The 15964-nt window shown below is 63.9% G+C and carries 11 protein-coding genes; 7 read left to right on the top strand and 4 right to left on the bottom strand.

Annotation, left to right across the window (positions count from 1 at the left end):
- Nucleotides 1-349 precede the first annotated feature (349 nt).
- Together RB623_RS24655 and RB623_RS24650 are read right to left on the bottom strand one after the other, a co-directional pair.
- Nucleotides 350-3358 carry an Rne/Rng family ribonuclease gene (locus RB623_RS24655; protein WP_308059724.1) on the bottom strand — a complete coding sequence of 1003 codons (3009 nt, stop codon included), beginning with the start codon at nt 3356-3358 and terminating at the stop codon, nt 350-352.
- A 626-nt stretch (nt 3359-3984) separates the two neighbouring features.
- Nucleotides 3985-4383 carry a RidA family protein gene (locus tag RB623_RS24650; protein ID WP_308059722.1) on the bottom strand — a complete coding sequence of 133 codons (399 nt, stop codon included), beginning with the start codon at nt 4381-4383 and terminating at the stop codon, nt 3985-3987.
- A gap of 425 nt (nt 4384-4808) precedes the next feature.
- On the opposite strand from RB623_RS24650, the gene RB623_RS24645 reads away from it, so the two are divergent.
- The 3 genes from RB623_RS24645 to prfB all read left to right on the top strand — a co-directional run bounded on the left by RB623_RS24645 (nt 4809) and on the right by prfB (nt 9953).
- Entirely contained in the window at nt 4809-6056 is a 1248-nt protein-coding gene (locus tag RB623_RS24645; RefSeq protein WP_374121738.1) for an N-acetylmuramoyl-L-alanine amidase, read from the top strand.
- Between the two features lie 209 nt (nt 6057-6265).
- The gene (locus RB623_RS24640) at nt 6266-8707 is read left to right on the top strand and encodes a penicillin-binding protein 1A (RefSeq protein WP_308059721.1); all 2442 of its coding nucleotides are present in this window, start codon (nt 6266-6268) and stop codon (nt 8705-8707) included.
- A 117-nt stretch (nt 8708-8824) separates the two neighbouring features.
- Nucleotides 8825-9953 (top strand): peptide chain release factor 2 gene (prfB, locus tag RB623_RS24635; protein WP_308059720.1). Its coding sequence is split into 2 segments (ribosomal slippage): nt 8825-8890 and nt 8892-9953, totalling 1128 coding nucleotides; the frame shifts between segments, so codons are not numbered across the junction.
- Nucleotides 9954-10321: 368 nt separating this feature from the next.
- Here the strand turns inward: prfB and RB623_RS24630 are convergent.
- Complete coding sequence (locus tag RB623_RS24630; RefSeq protein ID WP_308059719.1) at nt 10322-10732, bottom strand: RidA family protein; 411 nt, start codon at nt 10730-10732, stop codon at nt 10322-10324.
- Between the two features lie 721 nt (nt 10733-11453).
- Between RB623_RS24630 and RB623_RS24625 the strand changes: the two genes are divergently transcribed.
- The 3 genes from RB623_RS24625 to RB623_RS24615 all read left to right on the top strand — a co-directional run bounded on the left by RB623_RS24625 (nt 11454) and on the right by RB623_RS24615 (nt 13057).
- On the top strand, nt 11454-11834 hold the full coding sequence (locus RB623_RS24625) for a hypothetical protein (protein WP_308059717.1): 381 nt from the start codon (nt 11454-11456) through the stop codon (nt 11832-11834).
- A gap of 97 nt (nt 11835-11931) precedes the next feature.
- A complete protein-coding gene (locus RB623_RS24620) occupies nt 11932-12300 on the top strand; it encodes a GFA family protein (protein WP_308059716.1) in 369 nt (122 codons plus the stop codon).
- 97 nt (nt 12301-12397) lie between these two features.
- Nucleotides 12398-13057 carry an OmpA family protein gene (locus RB623_RS24615; RefSeq protein WP_308059715.1) on the top strand — a complete coding sequence of 220 codons (660 nt, stop codon included), beginning with the start codon at nt 12398-12400 and terminating at the stop codon, nt 13055-13057.
- A gap of 50 nt (nt 13058-13107) precedes the next feature.
- Here the strand turns inward: RB623_RS24615 and RB623_RS24610 are convergent, their stop codons facing one another.
- Nucleotides 13108-13707 carry a hypothetical protein gene (locus tag RB623_RS24610; RefSeq protein WP_308059713.1) on the bottom strand — a complete coding sequence of 200 codons (600 nt, stop codon included), beginning with the start codon at nt 13705-13707 and terminating at the stop codon, nt 13108-13110.
- A gap of 204 nt (nt 13708-13911) precedes the next feature.
- On the opposite strand from RB623_RS24610, the gene RB623_RS24605 reads away from it, so the two are divergent.
- Nucleotides 13912-15948, top strand: a complete 2037-nt coding sequence (locus tag RB623_RS24605; protein ID WP_308059712.1) for a calcium-binding protein — start codon at nt 13912-13914, stop codon at nt 15946-15948.
- Nucleotides 15949-15964: the final 16 nt, after the last annotated feature.

Below are 15964 nucleotides of genomic sequence, written 5' to 3'. Positions count from 1 at the left end.
CGGATTCGACACCCTGCGCAACTGGCTTCAAACCGACCCACCCCGCGCAACACAAGCCTGGGACACGATCTGGAAACGACTGCCCAAAAAACTCAAACCAAACAGAGTCGTGTAGTGTGGGGCAAAAGGCGCCAATCGGCTTCAAAATACCCGTAAAAAGGCCGTTCGCGCTGCGTTGAATCGTGCCGCGGCGTTGTTTTTCAAACCGATGACGTTGTTTCGCGATTTGCCGGCGCAGCCGAGTTGCACCGGAGATAAAAACGCCCTGGATCGGGGTGCGATCCAGGGCGTCATCGTGTTCAGGCTCTAAGCCGGCATGAATCAGCCGTCATGGACGGCGGCCAGTGGCTCAGAAAAATCCCTTGCGCTGCCACCAGCCGGATTTCTTCGGCCGGTCGGGAGCCGGCTCGGCCGAGACCGTTTCCGGAATCCGCTCCGGGGCAGGTTTTGGTACAGGTGCCGGTTCGGGTTCGGAGACAGTGGTCGGCTCGACAGCGGCCGGTTCCTCGACCGCCGGTTCGGCGGGCGCCTCGGCTTCAGCCGGAGCGGCTTCGGCGACAATCTCAGGCTCGACGGTTTCCGTGACGGCCGCCTTCTTTCGAGACGCCCGCTTCGCAGGCTTCTTGACCTCTTCGCCGGCAGGCTCGCTCACGGCTTCGTCGGCTGCTGCGTCCGCCTTCTTGCGGCCACGCCGGGGCTTCTTGGGTGCTTCCTCGGGCTCGGCCGCGGCGGTTTCCGGAGCAGGTGCGGCCACCAGTTCGGCGGCCGTCTCCGCGACCGCCTCGGCGGTCGCAGTCACGTCTTCCCGGGCCTGCTCGCCTTCGGACTCGGCGCTCACCTCGGCGGCCTCGTCCTCGTGACCCTCGCGGTGGCGGCGGCCGCCACGCTTGCCGCGCCGACGCTTCTTGCGTTCGGCCTCGTCGGCCAGCGACGGAGCCCCGGCGGTTTCCGCCACGGTTTCCCCGACAGCCTCCGCCGCGGCGTCCTCGCGGTCGTCCGCCTCGTCGTCGGCACCTTCGTCATCCGCCGCCGTCTCAGCGGCCTGCGAAACGCCCGGCTCCGCAGGATGGTCGCGATCCCGGTCGCGTCCGCCACGCCGCCTGCGGCGCTTGCGCCGCTTCCGGTCGCCACGCTCGCCGTCGCCCGATTGCTGGGTCTGCGAGCGCTCGGCAGGCTGATCGGCCGCTTCCTCGACCTGGTCCTCTTCATCCTCGATGACCGGATCCTCGTCATATTCCGGCTCGACGGTCGGGCTCGCTGCGATGGGGAGCGGCGTCAACGGTTTTTCGGCGACGGCGCCGCGGAAGATCGCATAGTGCTGCGATGCGACGCTTTCGTCCGCCTCGAGGGTGATGGTGAGACCGAAACGGGCCTCCATCTCGGTCAGGGTCGCGCGCTTGTGGTTGAGCACGTACATCGCGGTCGACGCCGGCGTCTTGACGACGATGTGGCTGCGCGAATCCTTCAGCAGGAATTCCTCGATGGCCCGCACCACAAGCAGCGCGACGGACGAATCCGAACGGACATGACCGGTGCCGCCGCAATGCGGGCAGGGCTTCATCGTCGATTCCAGCACGCTGGCGCGAATGCGCTGGCGGCTCATCTCCATCAGGCCGAAATGCGAGATGCGGCCGAGCTGGATGCGCGCCCGGTCGTTCTTCAGATGGTCCTTGAGCCGCTTCTCGACCGCCCGGTTGTTGCGGTTCTCCTCCATGTCGATGAAGTCGATGACGATCAGGCCGGCAAGGTCGCGCAGGCGCAACTGGCGGGCGACTTCCTCAGCCGCCTCCAGATTGGTGTGCAGCGCCGTCTCCTCGATCGAGTGCTCACGGGTGGAGCGGCCGGAGTTGACGTCGATCGAGACCAGCGCCTCGGTCTGGTTGATGATCAGGTATCCGCCGGACTTCAGCGTCACCTGCGGCTGCAGCATGCGGTCGAGTTGCGCCTCGATGCCGTTGCGCACGAAGATCGGCACGGTGTCGCGGTATGGCTGGACCACCTTCGCATGGCTGGGCATCAGCATGCGCATGAAGTCCTTGGCCTCGCGGTAGCCGTCATCGCCGGACACGGCGATCTCGTCGATGTCCTTGTTGTAGAGGTCGCGCACCGAGCGCTTGATCAGGCTGCCTTCCTCATAGACGAGGGCAGGGGCGGTCGACTGCAGCGTCAGCGTGCGCACGTTCTCCCACAGCCGCATCAGATATTCGTAGTCGCGCTTGATCTCGGCCTTGGTGCGGCTCTCGCCGGCGGTGCGCAGGATAACGCCCATGCCCTGCGGCACTTCGAGGTCCTGGACTACTTCCTTGAGGCGCTTGCGGTCCTGGACGTTGGTGATCTTGCGAGAGATGCCGCCGCCGCGCGCGGTATTGGGCATCAGCACGGAGTAGCGGCCGGCAAGCGACAGGTAGGTGGTGAGCGCGGCACCCTTGTTGCCGCGTTCCTCCTTGACGACCTGCACCAGAAGAATCTGCCGGCGCTTGATCACTTCCTGGATCTTGTACTGGCGGCGCATCGGCCTGCGCCTGGTCTGCACCTCTTCAAGCGCATCGTCGGCGCCTACCGATTCGATCTCGTGGTCTTCGCCGGCGGAGTCCGCCAATTCCTCGATGCCGCCACCGGCGGGAGCCGGCGGGGTTTCGCCGTTCTCTTCGGAGGTCACCTCGACTTCCTCGGAAATCACGTCGGCCTCGACCGACGCAGCGATGCTGCCGCGTTCGCCGCCAGTTGCTTCGTCACCAGCATTTTCGGCGCCGGACTGCTGTTCATCGGCAGGCGTTTCAGCCTGAGGTGCCTTGTCCGCTACGGAAGCTGCGTCCGGGACATGTTCGCTGGCCTCCACGGCAATTTCCTCGGCAGACACTTCAACAGCGTCCGCCCCGTTCTCTTCGTCCGCACCGAGCGACGCCTCGCCATCGACTTCGGACTCGTCGCCGCCGGCCGTTTCGTCGGCCGACGCTTCGCGTGCATTGTCTTCGCCGCTCCGTCCGCGATTGCGGCCGCGCCGCCGCCGATTGCGGCCGCCGCGCTGCTCGCGCTCTTTCGGCTCGCCGTCTTCGTCGTCCTCGTCGGCCGCCTCGGCCTCGGCGCGCAGCAGCGCCTGCCGGTCGGCGACCGGAATCTGGTAGTAGTCGGGGTGAATTTCGCTAAAGGCGAGGAAACCGTGCCGGTTTCCGCCATATTCGACGAAGGCGGCCTGAAGGGAAGGCTCAACCCGGGTAACCCGGGCCAGGTAGATGTTTCCTTTTAGCTGCTTCTTGTCCTGCGATTCGAAATCGAATTCTTCAATGCGGTTACCGTGAACGACGACAACCCGTGTCTCCTCCGGATGGGAGGCATCTATAAGCATCTTGTTGGGCATTATCTTTTGTCCTGCCGGACCCGCGCCCTCCGCCGCGGGGCAACGCCAGGCGTTGCCTCGAGACGAGCAGATATCGCGTTCCGGTCGTATTGTAGTCCGCGTGCCGCCGCCGACGCGCAACGGGAATCCCGCCCGCAGCCTTGCCGGCGCGGTATGATGCGGGTCTTTCCGTTCGTGCGCTTACGGACATTGCGTGCGTAGCGGATCCTTTGAACCAAGGCCCGGAAAGCCCGGACCGGCTGTTTGCTCACATCGAGCCGGCGCGAAGGGGAATCCGCGCCGTTTCCCTCACGTTCCGGAAGCGACATGCTGTCCGGGACGAAATCTATTGCGGTCACGCCTGCGCGGAGGGAGCGTCCGGCCGCATTTACCTAAACTCCCGGCCCGACGCGCCTTGCAAGAACGACGCCAGACTCCAAGCAGCAGTGTACCAACAGCGCTTTTATGATTTGACCGTCTTTTAGGCAACCCCGTATTCCGGTTGCCGGCGAATTGGTTCGCCGGTTCGGGCCACGCGCCTATTTTGCGCGGGTTGGCCGTGCGGCCCGCCCTGCCGAGCGCGCCTCCTATCATACTCATATATGTTCCGACGCCGCCGGCCGGAAGGGGCAAATGCCTGATGCGCGTCAGGCAGACTTGGGAAGGCGTGCGATGACCTTGATCTCGAAATCGAAACCGGCCAGCCAGTTCACGCCGACCGCGGTCCAGTTCGGGTAGGGTGGATCGCCGATCATCTTGAACCGGATTGCGTTCACCGTCTCGAACTGCCTGGCCGGGTCGGTGTGGAAACTGGTCACGTCGACGACATCTTCGAACGTGCAGCCGGCGGCTTTCAGCACGGCCGCGAGATTGTCGAAGGCAAGCTGCACCTGCTTTTCGAAGTCCGGCTCGGGTGAGCCGTCCTCGCGGCTGCCGACCTGACCGGAGACGAACAAAAGGTCGCCCGAGCGGATCGCCGCCGAATAGCGGTTGATCTCGTAAAGCGCCTGCCGGCCGGCAGGGAAGACCGCGTCGCGTTTGCTCATCATTCTGCTCCTGTTCAACAAGGCCGCCCGGCTGCCGCTCATACGACGCGAGACATTCGCGCCTCACAAATCCGATCCTTCGGGTGCCAAAGTCCGGATTCACATACGCACCGTATGCGGCATATCGGTACATACGCCCCGTATGTCAATGCGCATACGCGACGTATTTTTTTGTAGGGCGATGGCGTGCCGGCGAGGCAATGGCTGGGCCGTGTTGGTGGGGATTTTCGTCGAATTGTTTGCGGTTGGCGAAATCGCTGACGGCGGAGTAATCTGCCGATGGAGGCTGAGCGGTTCCGAACTGCCGGAGCCGCCATCCGAAAAGGCTTGTTAACCTTATCTGGATACCAATCCTTAAGTCGACAAGCCCGCGCCAAGGGAGAGGCGACAGGGGTCCAGTCAAGACGGGTAAGACGGGTATCGGAATGAGCATCGCAACCCAAGCCAATGACAAAGCCTTGGGAGTGCCCCCGCCGGTCGCTCGCCTTTGCGGCGTGCTGCTGGTGGCCCTGCTGGCCGTGTTCGCGATCATGTCCGCCGCATCGGCTGCAAAACTCGACGCGCGCGATTTCAAGATGGCCGGCGACGCGACCCGCACGCGCATCGTCATGCATTTCGACGTCGAGCCGGAACTTCGCTGGTTCCTGCTGCGCGGCCCACACCGGCTGGTCATCGAACTCCCCGAAACGCGCTTCGTCTTCGAGCCGAAGACGTTGAAGCCGCGCGGCCTCGTCCGCAAAGTCACGCCCGGCAGCGCCGGCGGCGGCAAATCCCGCATCGTTCTGGCGACCAAGGGGCCGTTCGAGGTAGGGCAGGCTGAGATCGTCCCCGAGGAGGACGGCTCCGGATACCGGCTGGCGATCGACCTGGCGGCGGCAAGCGAGCGCGAATTCGAGGCGGCGCTCGCCGATCAGGCGACGACCACCGCGACGGTCGCGGCCCGCAAGGGCCACCGCGTAGGTGACTCCGTCGACCGGCCGGCCGAAATGTTCACCATCGTCATCGATCCCGGCCATGGCGGCATAGACGGCGGCGCCAGGGGCGTCGGCGGCACGGTGGAGAAGGACATCACGCTGGCCTTCGCGCTGGAGCTGCGCAACAAGCTGCAGGCCGAAGGACGCTACAATGTCGAGCTGACCCGCTCCACCGACGAGTTCCTGCGGCTCGATGACCGCGTGCGCATCGCCCGGCAGCGGGAGGCGGACCTGTTCATCTCCATCCATGCCGACACGATCAGCATGAAGGGCATCCGCGGTGCGACCGTCTACACGGTTTCCGACAAGGCCTCGGATGCCGAGGCGCAGGCGCTGGCCGACCGCGAAAACCTCTCCGACCAGCTCGCCGGCATCGAGGTCCAGGACGAGAACCACGAGGTCGCCGACATTCTTGTCGACCTGATCCGGCGCGAGACCCACGCCTTCTCGATCCGCTTCGCTCGAACGCTTGTCGGCGAACTGTCGAATTCCGTCGGCCTGATCAACAATCCGCACCGCTTTGCCGGCTTCAAGGTGCTGAAGGCGCCGGACGTGCCGTCGGTGCTGGTCGAGCTCGGCTACCTCTCCAACGAGAAGGACGAGGCGCAACTGCGCAGCCTGGAATGGCGGGGCAAGGCAGTGAGTTCGATCGCCAACGCCATTTCGGAATTCGCAGCGGCCAGGGCGGCCGGCGGCTGACAACCATGGGTCGAAAGTTGCGCCGGACGTTGCAATCGGGCCACAGCCGCAGCGGTTTTCGCGCGAACACAAACCATTGCGGTCCCGCTGCCGTATTTTATCCACATGCGCGCGAGAAGGGTTTATACATCGAGGTTGGGCTGGACGGTTCAGATTGCCGAAACCGCCGGATTTCACCAAGAACGGCCTGGCCTTGAACTGGAGCGGAAATGATTCGTCTCATCGGCTATTTTTTCGGGATCGGCACCATGCTGGGGCTGCTGGTGGCCGGCGCCGTGGCGTTTTATGTCGGCAATCTCGCCAAGGACCTTCCCGACTACGAAGTGCTGGCCAATTACGAGCCGCCGGTGACGACGCGCGTCCATGCCGTGGACGGCTCGCTTATGGGCGAATTCGCGCGCCAGCGCCGCCTCTATCTGCCGGTGCAGGCGATTCCAGATCGCGTCAAGGCGGCGTTCCTGTCCGCCGAGGACAAGAATTTCTACAAGCACCCGGGCGTCGATTTCGAGGGCGTCGCCCGCGCCGCTCTGGTGTATGCCAAGGGCGGCCCGATGCAGGGCGGCTCGACCATCACCCAGCAGGTCGCCAAGAACTTCCTGCTTACCCGCGAACAGACGCTCGAACGCAAGGTGAAGGAAGCGATCCTGTCCTTCCGCATCGAACAGGCCTATTCCAAGGACCGCATCCTCGAGCTTTATCTCAACGAGATTTTCTTCGGCCTCGGCTCCTACGGCATCGCCGGCGCGGCGCTGACCTATTTCGACAAGTCGGTGAACGAACTGACGGTGGCCGAAGCCGCCTATCTGGCGGCGCTGCCCAAGGGCCCGTCGAACTACCACCCGTTCCGCTATACGGAGCGCGCCATCGAGCGCCGCAATTGGGTCATCGACCAGATGGTCGAGAACGGCTACGTGAGCCGCGACGAAGGCGACAAGGCCAAGGCCGAACCGCTCGGCGTCACGCCGCGCCGCAACGGCACCTACCTGTTCGCCGGTGAATATTTCACGGAAGAGGTGCGCCGCGAGATCATCGCCCGCTACGGAGAGAACGCGCTCTACGAGGGCGGCCTCTCGGTGCGCACCACGCTCGATCCGAAGATGCAGTTGGTCGCGCGACGCGCCATGCAGAACGGCCTGCTCAAATACGACACGCTGCGCGGCTACCGCGGTCCGGTGACGCATATCGAACTGGCCGGCGACTGGGGCGTGCCGCTGGGCGAGGTCAAGAAACTCGACGACGTACCGGAATGGAAGCTCGCCGTCGTGTTGGATTCTTCCAAAACGGACCTGATGATCGGCCTGCAGCCCGGCCGTCAGGTCTCCGGCGCCCTGGTCGAGGAGCGCGAGACCAGCAGCATCGCCAAGGAAGACATGGCTTTCGCGATGCGCCAGCATGTCGTCGACGGCAAGAAGGTGCGGGCCAACACGCCGGGTGACGTGCTGAAGCCCGGCGACGTGATCTTCGTGGAGAAGAAGAAGGACGGCGACGGTTATGTGCTGCGCCAGGTGCCGGAGGTTTCCGGCGGCATGGTCGCCATGGACCCGCATACCGGCCGCGTGCTCGCCATGGTCGGCGGCTTCTCCTATTCGGAATCGGAATTCAACCGCGCCACGCAGGCGCAGCGCCAGCCGGGCTCCTCGTTCAAGCCGATCGTCTACGCGGCGGCGCTCGACAATGGCTACACGCCGGCTTCGGTGATCATGGACGGGCCGATCACCATCAGGATCGGCACCGAGGTGTGGACGCCGAAGAACTATGACGGCAAGGCCGCCGGCCCGGCGACGCTGCGCTCCGGCATCGAGCGTTCGCGCAACCTGATGACGGTGCGGCTGGCCAACGACATGGGCATGAAGCTGGTCGCCGAATATGCCGAGCGCTTCGGCGTCTACGACAAGATGCCGCCGCACATCTCGCTGGCGCTGGGCGCCGGCGAAACCACGGTGATGCGCATGGTCACCGCCTATGCGATGATGGCCAATGGCGGAAGGCAGATCAAGCCGTCGCTGATCGACCGCATCCAGGACCGCTACGGCAAGACCGTGTTCAAGCATGACGAGCGCGCCTGCGACAACTGCGTCGCGTCCGACTGGGAAAACCAGCCAGAACCGGAACTGGTCGACAATGCCGAGCAGATCCTCGATCCGATGACCGCCTACCAGATCACCTCGATGATGGAGGGCGTGGTGCAGCGCGGCACCGCCGTCACCCTTTCCGAACTCGGCCGTCCGATCGCCGGCAAGACCGGCACCACCAATGACGAGAAGGACACCTGGTTCATCGGCTTCACGCCGAACCTCGTGGTCGGGCTCTACATGGGCTACGACAAGCCGCAGACGCTCGGCAAGGGCGCCACCGGCGGCGGCCTCGCGGCGCCGATCTTCAAGGAGTTCATGGCCGAGGTGCTGAAGGATACGCCGGTCGTCGACTTCCAGGTTCCGGAAGGCATGAAGCTGATCGCCATCAACCGCAAGACCGGCATGCAGGCGGGCGAGGGCGATGGCGGCGCCATCATGGAAGCCTTCAAGCCCGGCACCGGGCCGGCCGACAGCTACTGGGTGATCGGCCAGAACGACGGCGAGGCGATCTCGGCCGAAAGGCTGTCGCCGCAGGCGAGCAAGGCGATCAGCCAGGGCGGCGGCGGCCTTTACTGACCGCGGCCCCCTCGGGGCGGGAAATCCGCCGGCTTCGCCTTTACAGCATCCCGGCGCGTGCCTATGGTCCGCGCCGATCGATTTTCCCGCGCAATCCGGAAAGGTTTATAGACTGCCATGCGTGCAGAGACCGAAAAACTTGTCGACGAGATCAGGCAGGCCATAAGCCTGCTGAGGAGGCATCTTTGACTGGGATCCAGCGATCAAACGACTGGAATACCTGAACAGCCGCGCCGAGGACGGCAATCTCTGGAACGACCCGCAGGAAGCCCAGAAGCTGATGCGCGAGCGCCAGGGGCTGGACGACGGCATCACCTCCATCAAGCGGCTGACGCAGGCGCTCGACGACAATATCGGCCTGATCGAACTCGGCGAGGAAGAAGGCGACGAAGGCGTCGTCTCCGAGGCGGAAGCCGCCATCCGTTCGCTTGCCGGCGAGGTCAGGGCGCGCCAGATCGAGACGCTGCTTTCGGGCGAGGCCGATTCCAACGACACCTATCTCGAAGTGCATGCCGGCGCCGGCGGCACCGAGAGCCAGGACTGGGCGAACATGCTGTTGCGCATGTACACGCGCTGGGCCGAACGCCGGAAATTCAAGGTCGAAGTGCTGGAGATGCACGACGGCGAGGAGGCGGGAATCAAGTCGGCGACCGTGCTGATCAGGGGCCACAACGCCTATGGTTGGCTGAAGACCGAGTCCGGCGTGCACAGGCTGGTCCGCATCTCGCCCTATGACAGCAATGCGCGCCGCCACACCTCCTTCTCGTCGATCTGGGTCTATCCGGTCATCGACGATACGATCGAGATCGAGGTGAATGAATCCGATGTGCGCATCGACACCTACCGATCGTCGGGCGCGGGCGGCCAGCACGTCAACACCACCGATTCAGCGGTGCGCATCACCCACATCCCGACCGGCATCGCGGTGGCCTGCCAGGCCGAGCGCTCGCAGCACAAGAACCGCGCCAAGGCATGGGAGATGCTGCGTTCGCGTCTCTACGAGGAAGAGCTGAAGAAGCGCGAGGCGGAGGCCAACGCCACCGAGGCGGCCAAGACCGACATCGGCTGGGGCCACCAGATCCGCTCCTACGTGCTGCAGCCATACCAACTGGTGAAGGACCTGCGCACCGGCGTCGAGAGCACCAGCCCGTCCGACGTGCTCGACGGCGACCTCGACGATTTCATGGAGGCCTCGCTGTCGCATCGCATCGAGGGCGGGGCAGGGCAGGTCGCCGACATCGACTAGTGTCCCGATTCCGAAATTCGCCGCATTTGATATCACGCTCAGAGCGAATTTCGGAATCTGAGGGACACTAGCAACTATTGATTCTAGTGTCGTTTTGATTTCGAAGTTCGCCTAAGCGGCCGATATCAACAATGAAGCGAACTTCGAAATCACGACACTAGTACCTTTAATAGTGATGGGGACTGGTTGCTTTGCAGCCATTGCAAGGTCGGCAGGCGCCGCGGGGGGACGAGCAGTTCGATGCCATTTCTAACGGCCGCACCATTCATTTCGGCGTCGGCTGACCGGCCGATGCGCCATCGTGCGCATTCCCCCAGGCCATGCTAACGGCTCGTTTCTGACAAGACGCGGGCCGCATTATGGCAACGCTAGGGTCTGACGGCCTCGTCAATGACCGCTATAGCGTCGACTTCGATGAGGTAGCCTGGGGACATTATTGCTACCCCGACCACCACATTCGCCGGTTTGTGATCTCCAAACAGAGAAACCTGCGCGTCTTCGATGATCGGAACGTGTTCATCGCGGTCATAATCGACAATGTAGATTGTGATCTTGCAAACTTGCTCGGGCCGTGCGCCTGCCGCGCTGAGCGCTCGGCCGAGATTGCCGAATGCCAGGCGCGCCTGCGCCGCAAAATCACCATGCCCAACGAGCTTGCCGTGTACGTCTTCGGGCTGCTGACCTGAGACGAACACCAGCTTGGATCCCGTCGCGACGACAACCTGTGTGTACATCTCTGGAATTGGCAGATCATCTGGGTTGATGAGTTCGAGCGACATTAAATTATCTCCTGCTTCGTTCGACTGAGATCGACATCGGTGATCGCCGCGCCGCTGGCACACAGGACGATGGCAAAGCGTCGGCGCCGGTGCGCGTGGCGGTCAGCGGCATGACGAGGCCATTTCGTCGAGTGGGGCGATCATCTGATGGCAGGAATGCCGCGCGCAAGCTCGAACGAGCCCCAATCCTGCTGGCCTCCGATGCGGGAACCAGCGACGAGGAGATTGCCCGGGTCGTGGCGGTGGGCGGCTCGACCACCAAGCGATGCCAAGGAGATGCGGCATGCCGGCAGCGGGCCCCATCTCCGGTTGTCGGCTCGCACCGGGCACTTTTGCCTTCACCGGCATCGGCGATTCCTGGCTGGGTGTCGACCCGCTGCCCAAGCCGAGGTTGTTGCGTAACAACGGTCCATGGCTTGGAAACAGTGAGGAGGCGCACGCGACATCCCGCTGCAACCGCCATGCTGGATATTCTCTAACGGACACGGCGCAAAATTGCATCCGAGTGTGGCCGGTACAAATCAGGCTGCGCTAATTGTGGATAGCAACATAGTCTTGCGCCGACCAACGAATCCGTCCAACCTGTGCAAGGGTTGGGAGAAAAAGCATTTATGGCCGGTCACGGCTTAGATTAGCGAAGTGGAACCGGCGATAGGGAAGACACGTTCCGGGAACGGGCAAGCAATAGTGCTTGAGGACCTCGTTTTGACAGGAATGAGCCATGCCCACTCTCGCAGCCACCCCTCGATCGGCCCACGCCCGCGCCTTGGCCGCCTTTGCAGTCATAGGGGTTGTTTCCTGCTCCGGGGTGTTTTTCGGGGGGGCGCCGGCGGTCGCGCATGATGCGACGCCGACGGCGGCGAAGCCGAACGGCTGGGCCTATCCGTTCTCCTGCTGCTCGGGCTACGACTGCCGGGAAGTCCCGCAGACGTCGATCAGCGAACGTCCCGAAGGCTATGTGATCGGCAGCACCGGCGAAGTTCTCGGCTATCGGGATGCCCGGTTGAAGGATTCTCCCGACGGCGAGTATCACTGGTGTTCGGTGGCCGGAGCCGACGACTCCCGCACGATCTGCCTGTTCGTGCCGCCGAAGAGCTACTGAAGATTGTAGTTCTCCGGGGGTTTTTCCCACCGGAGAAGAATGGTTAGAATGCCTCCCTGCGGCCGTTGCGGCCGCTGCGGCTGCGGGGAGGCGGGTGATGATCATAGCCGGAAGCTGTCACTGCAAAGCCACCGTGTTCGAAGTGACGAAAGCACCCGAGACCGTCACGCGCTGCACGTGCTCGTTCTGTTCGAAGCGCGGCGCGCTGTGGGCCTACTACAAGCCGGCGCAGTTCGCGCTGAAGACGCCGCGCAAAAATGTCGCTACCTATATGTGGGGGTCGAGGACCATCAGGCATCATTTCTGCCCGGTATGCGGCTGCGGCACCTTCACGGACACGCCCGACTTCAGCGCCGGCACCCCGGATTTCGACAACCCGATCGTCAGCGTCAACGCCCGCCTGCTCGACAATTTCGACCTCGATTCCGTGGAGGTAGTCGTCATCGACGGCAAGAACCTCTGGTAGAGCCGCCCGCCTTCCGTTCCGGTTTTCGCCGCAATTCGTGGTAAAACCGCGCGAAGGGATTCGCCGCCGGCTCCGGCGGCCGTAGAGGGAAATCAGCATGCGTAGAAAGATCGTCGCCGTGGTTGCCGCCGCAGCCCTGCTCGGAGCCTGCACCACCGACCCCTACACCGGCGAGCAGAAGGTTTCCAACACGGCCGGCGGCGCAGCCCTCGGCGCCGGCCTCGGCGCGTTGGCGGGCCTCGCGGTGGGCGGCAGCAAGGTGGCGCAGCGCAACGCCGTGCTGATCGGCGCCGGCGTCGGCGCGCTGGCCGGCGGCGCCATCGGCGCGACCATGGACAGGAACGAGGCCGATCTGCGCGCCCAATTGCAGGGCACGGGCGTCAGCGTCACCCGCGTCGGCGACCAGATCATCTTGAACATGCCGTCGGACATCACCTTCAATGTCGACCAGGACGCGATCAAGCCGGCCTTCTACCCGGTGCTGAACTCGGTGGCGCTGGTGTTGAAGCGCTACAGGCAGACGATCGTCGACGTCTACGGCCACACCGACTCGACCGGCAGCGACAGCCACAATTTCGACCTGTCGCAGCGCCGCGCGCTGGCCGTCGCCAACTACCTGAATGCCCAGGGCGTCGACCAGCGGCGGTTCGCCGTCACCGGCTTCGGCAAGACAAGGCCGATCGCCTCCAACGCCACCGCCGAGGGCAGGGCGCAGAACCGCCGCGTCGAAATCCAGCTTTCGCCGCTGACGGAATAAGCGGGGTTCGTCGACCCGGACGGGCCGTCCGCCCGACGCGAGGAGCAACCCTAGCGGCGGCGCGGACTGAAGCGGACGGTCGTTCCTTCCCATGGTAAGAACTGCGCCGTCGACTGCCAGCCGCCGCTCGGAATTTCCGCCTGGTTCGCAGTCGTATACTCTTGGGTGATCGTCGCGGCGATCACCGTCACGCCGAGCGCGTCGGCGATGGCCTGGCAGAGCAGGCGTCCCGATTGCCCGCCGGATTCGCCCGCGGCGGCCGCGTCGCAGACCCACAATTCGGCCTGCGCGTTGCGGGCAAACTTGTCGCGCAGGACACTCAGGCCGGAAGCATTCGACGCGGAAATATCCTGCGCGCCGACGACGATGCCCGTCGTCACCCGCACGGTGCCCGCCCCCTGCGCCGCATTCACCACGCGGCCATGCCCGAAAATGATCAGCCGCTCCACACGGCCCATCGCGTCCGCGGCGTCGGCCATGGCGCCGAAATAGGTGTCGGGCGAGGACGCTTCCCAAATCGGCAGAAGCCGAAAAGGCTCGGGGTAGCTGTTGGCGCGAAGCTCGTCGGCGCTGGGCGTGTTGCGGATGGGGCCGGCGGCGACCCGGGCGCGCGGAAACGAGTCGTCATAGACAAGCAAGGTGCCGGCCATGTCGGTGTCCGATCAATGTCTCGAAGTCTATCTGGCGGTATTTATCACATCGACGCGTTTTACCGCAAAGCTTGACGGGAAAAACTGGCCCGTCATTTTTTGCAATCTTCTATCGACAAGTGTGCTTCTTGCATGCACATTCCCGCGACAGTTGTCGTGCAATGCATCCACTGCGACCCTGACGAAAGGTCTTGGGAGGGTATCATGCTGATCAGCGAGTTCATTTCCGGGGTCTCGCCCGATTTCACCATCGAGCGCAGCGGTAACCAGGTCACGCTGTCGTTTTCCTATTATCTGACGGGATATTTCGACGAGGAACTGGGCTATTACGTTTGGGACGGCGAGATCGGCGCCGAACTTGGGGCGTCCAGCGGATATGTGCAGCAGACGCTGGACGGGCCGATGGACCTCCAGTTCACCGCCACGCTCGCGTCGGGCGTCACCACCAGCGGCTCCTACTATCTGAACGACAGTATCGGCGGCGCCGCGCTGACGAGCGACTTCACCGTCACCTTGTTCGACGTGAAAGCGGATTTTACCGGAACCGCCGGGTCGGATGTCGTCTTCGGATCGGCCTCGGCCGACAAGTTGCTTGGCGAAGGTGGAAACGACTTCCTCATCGGCGGCAAGGGCAATGACACGCTGGCTGGCCGGGACGGTGACGACGTCCTCTCCGGCGGCGAAGGCTCGAACTACCTCAGCGGCGGCAGCGGACGGGACACCGTTTCTTATGCGGGTTCCGCTAGCGGCGTCTGGGTCCAACTGATGGATCTGTGGGGCGACAATGGGTCGGGCGTCGATACCTACAACTCGATCGAGAACATCATCGGATCGGACCACGGCGATACCTTGATGGGAAATGACGGCGCCAATCTGATCATCGGCGGCGGCGGCGCCAATTATCTCCATGGGCATGGAGGAAACGATCGGCTCATAGGTGGCGATTTCGCGAACATCTTCTACGGCGATGCCGGCAATGACGTGCTCATCGGCGGCGCCGGCAACGACACCTTCCGCGGCGGACAGGGAGCCGACCAGATCGATGGTGGAGGAGGCAGCGACGACGTGGCCAGCTATTCCGATGCCCCGGTCGGCGTCGTGGTCTCGCTCACCGATCAGTCGATCAACACCGGCGTGGCCAAGGGCGACACGCTGACCGGCATCGAGGGCCTGCACGGTTCCAACTATGCCGACAAGTTCTATGGCGACGCCAACGACAACTGGTTGTACGGCGGCATCGGGAACGACGTGCTCTCCGGCGGCGACGGCAACGACATCCTCATCGGCGAAGATGGGTCCGACCAGATGGATGGCGGAGGAGGGCGTGACCGGGTCAGCTACGAGAACATGGGCAGCGGCGCCATCGTCTCTCTCGCCGATCAGTCGCTCAACGCCGGCTCGGCCGCGGGCGACATACTGGTCGGTGTCGAGGACCTGTACGGTACCTCCCGAGACGACACGTTTTATGGCGACGGCAACGCCAACAGGCTGTACGGCGACATGGGCGCCGACACTCTGTTCGGCAGCGGCGGCAATGACACACTGAACGGCGGCATCGGAAACGACATCCTGCATGGCGGCGAAGGCGACGACAGCCTCCAGGGCTCCAACGGAAACGACGTTCTGCATGGCGGCGCCGGAGCGGACACGCTGCGGGGCTTCGCAAGCACCGGTGACGACGGCGGCAGCGACACCGCCTCCTACGAGACGGCGACCGCGAGAGTCGTGGCCAGTCTGCAAAACCGCGCGAACAACACCGGCGATGCGGCTGGCGATAGATACTACCTGATCGACAACCTTCGCGGCTCCGACCATGGGGATTCGCTGGCCGGCGACGGCTTCGGCAATGTCATCGACGGCGGCGCCGGCAACGACACGCTACGCGGTTATGGCGGCAAAGACACATTGTCGGGCGGAGACGGCAAGGACATCTTCGTGTTCAGCTCTGCGCTGAGCGCCAGTGCCAATGTCGACGCGATCACCGACTTCAACGTGGCGGACGACACGATCCGCCTCGAGGCGCACGTCTTCTCGGCGTTGCCAGCCGGCGCGCTGGCTGCAACCGCATTCACGGTCAACGCCAACGGGACAGCCGGGGACGCCGACGATCGGATCATCTACAATTCCACGAACGGACGGCTCTTCTATGACGCCGACGGCACCGGAGCGACCGCGGCCATCTGGTTCGCCTCGTTGTGGGGATCGCCTGCGATCACGGCCGCCGATTTTGCGGTGATCTGACCGGCTCAAGCGAGAG

This window comes from Mesorhizobium sp. LHD-90, from assembly GCF_030929505.1.
GTDB lineage: Bacteria > Pseudomonadota > Alphaproteobacteria > Rhizobiales > Rhizobiaceae > Kumtagia.
Note: the sequence above shows the minus strand (reverse complement) of the source record. Positions and strands in the feature narration are given on the sequence as shown.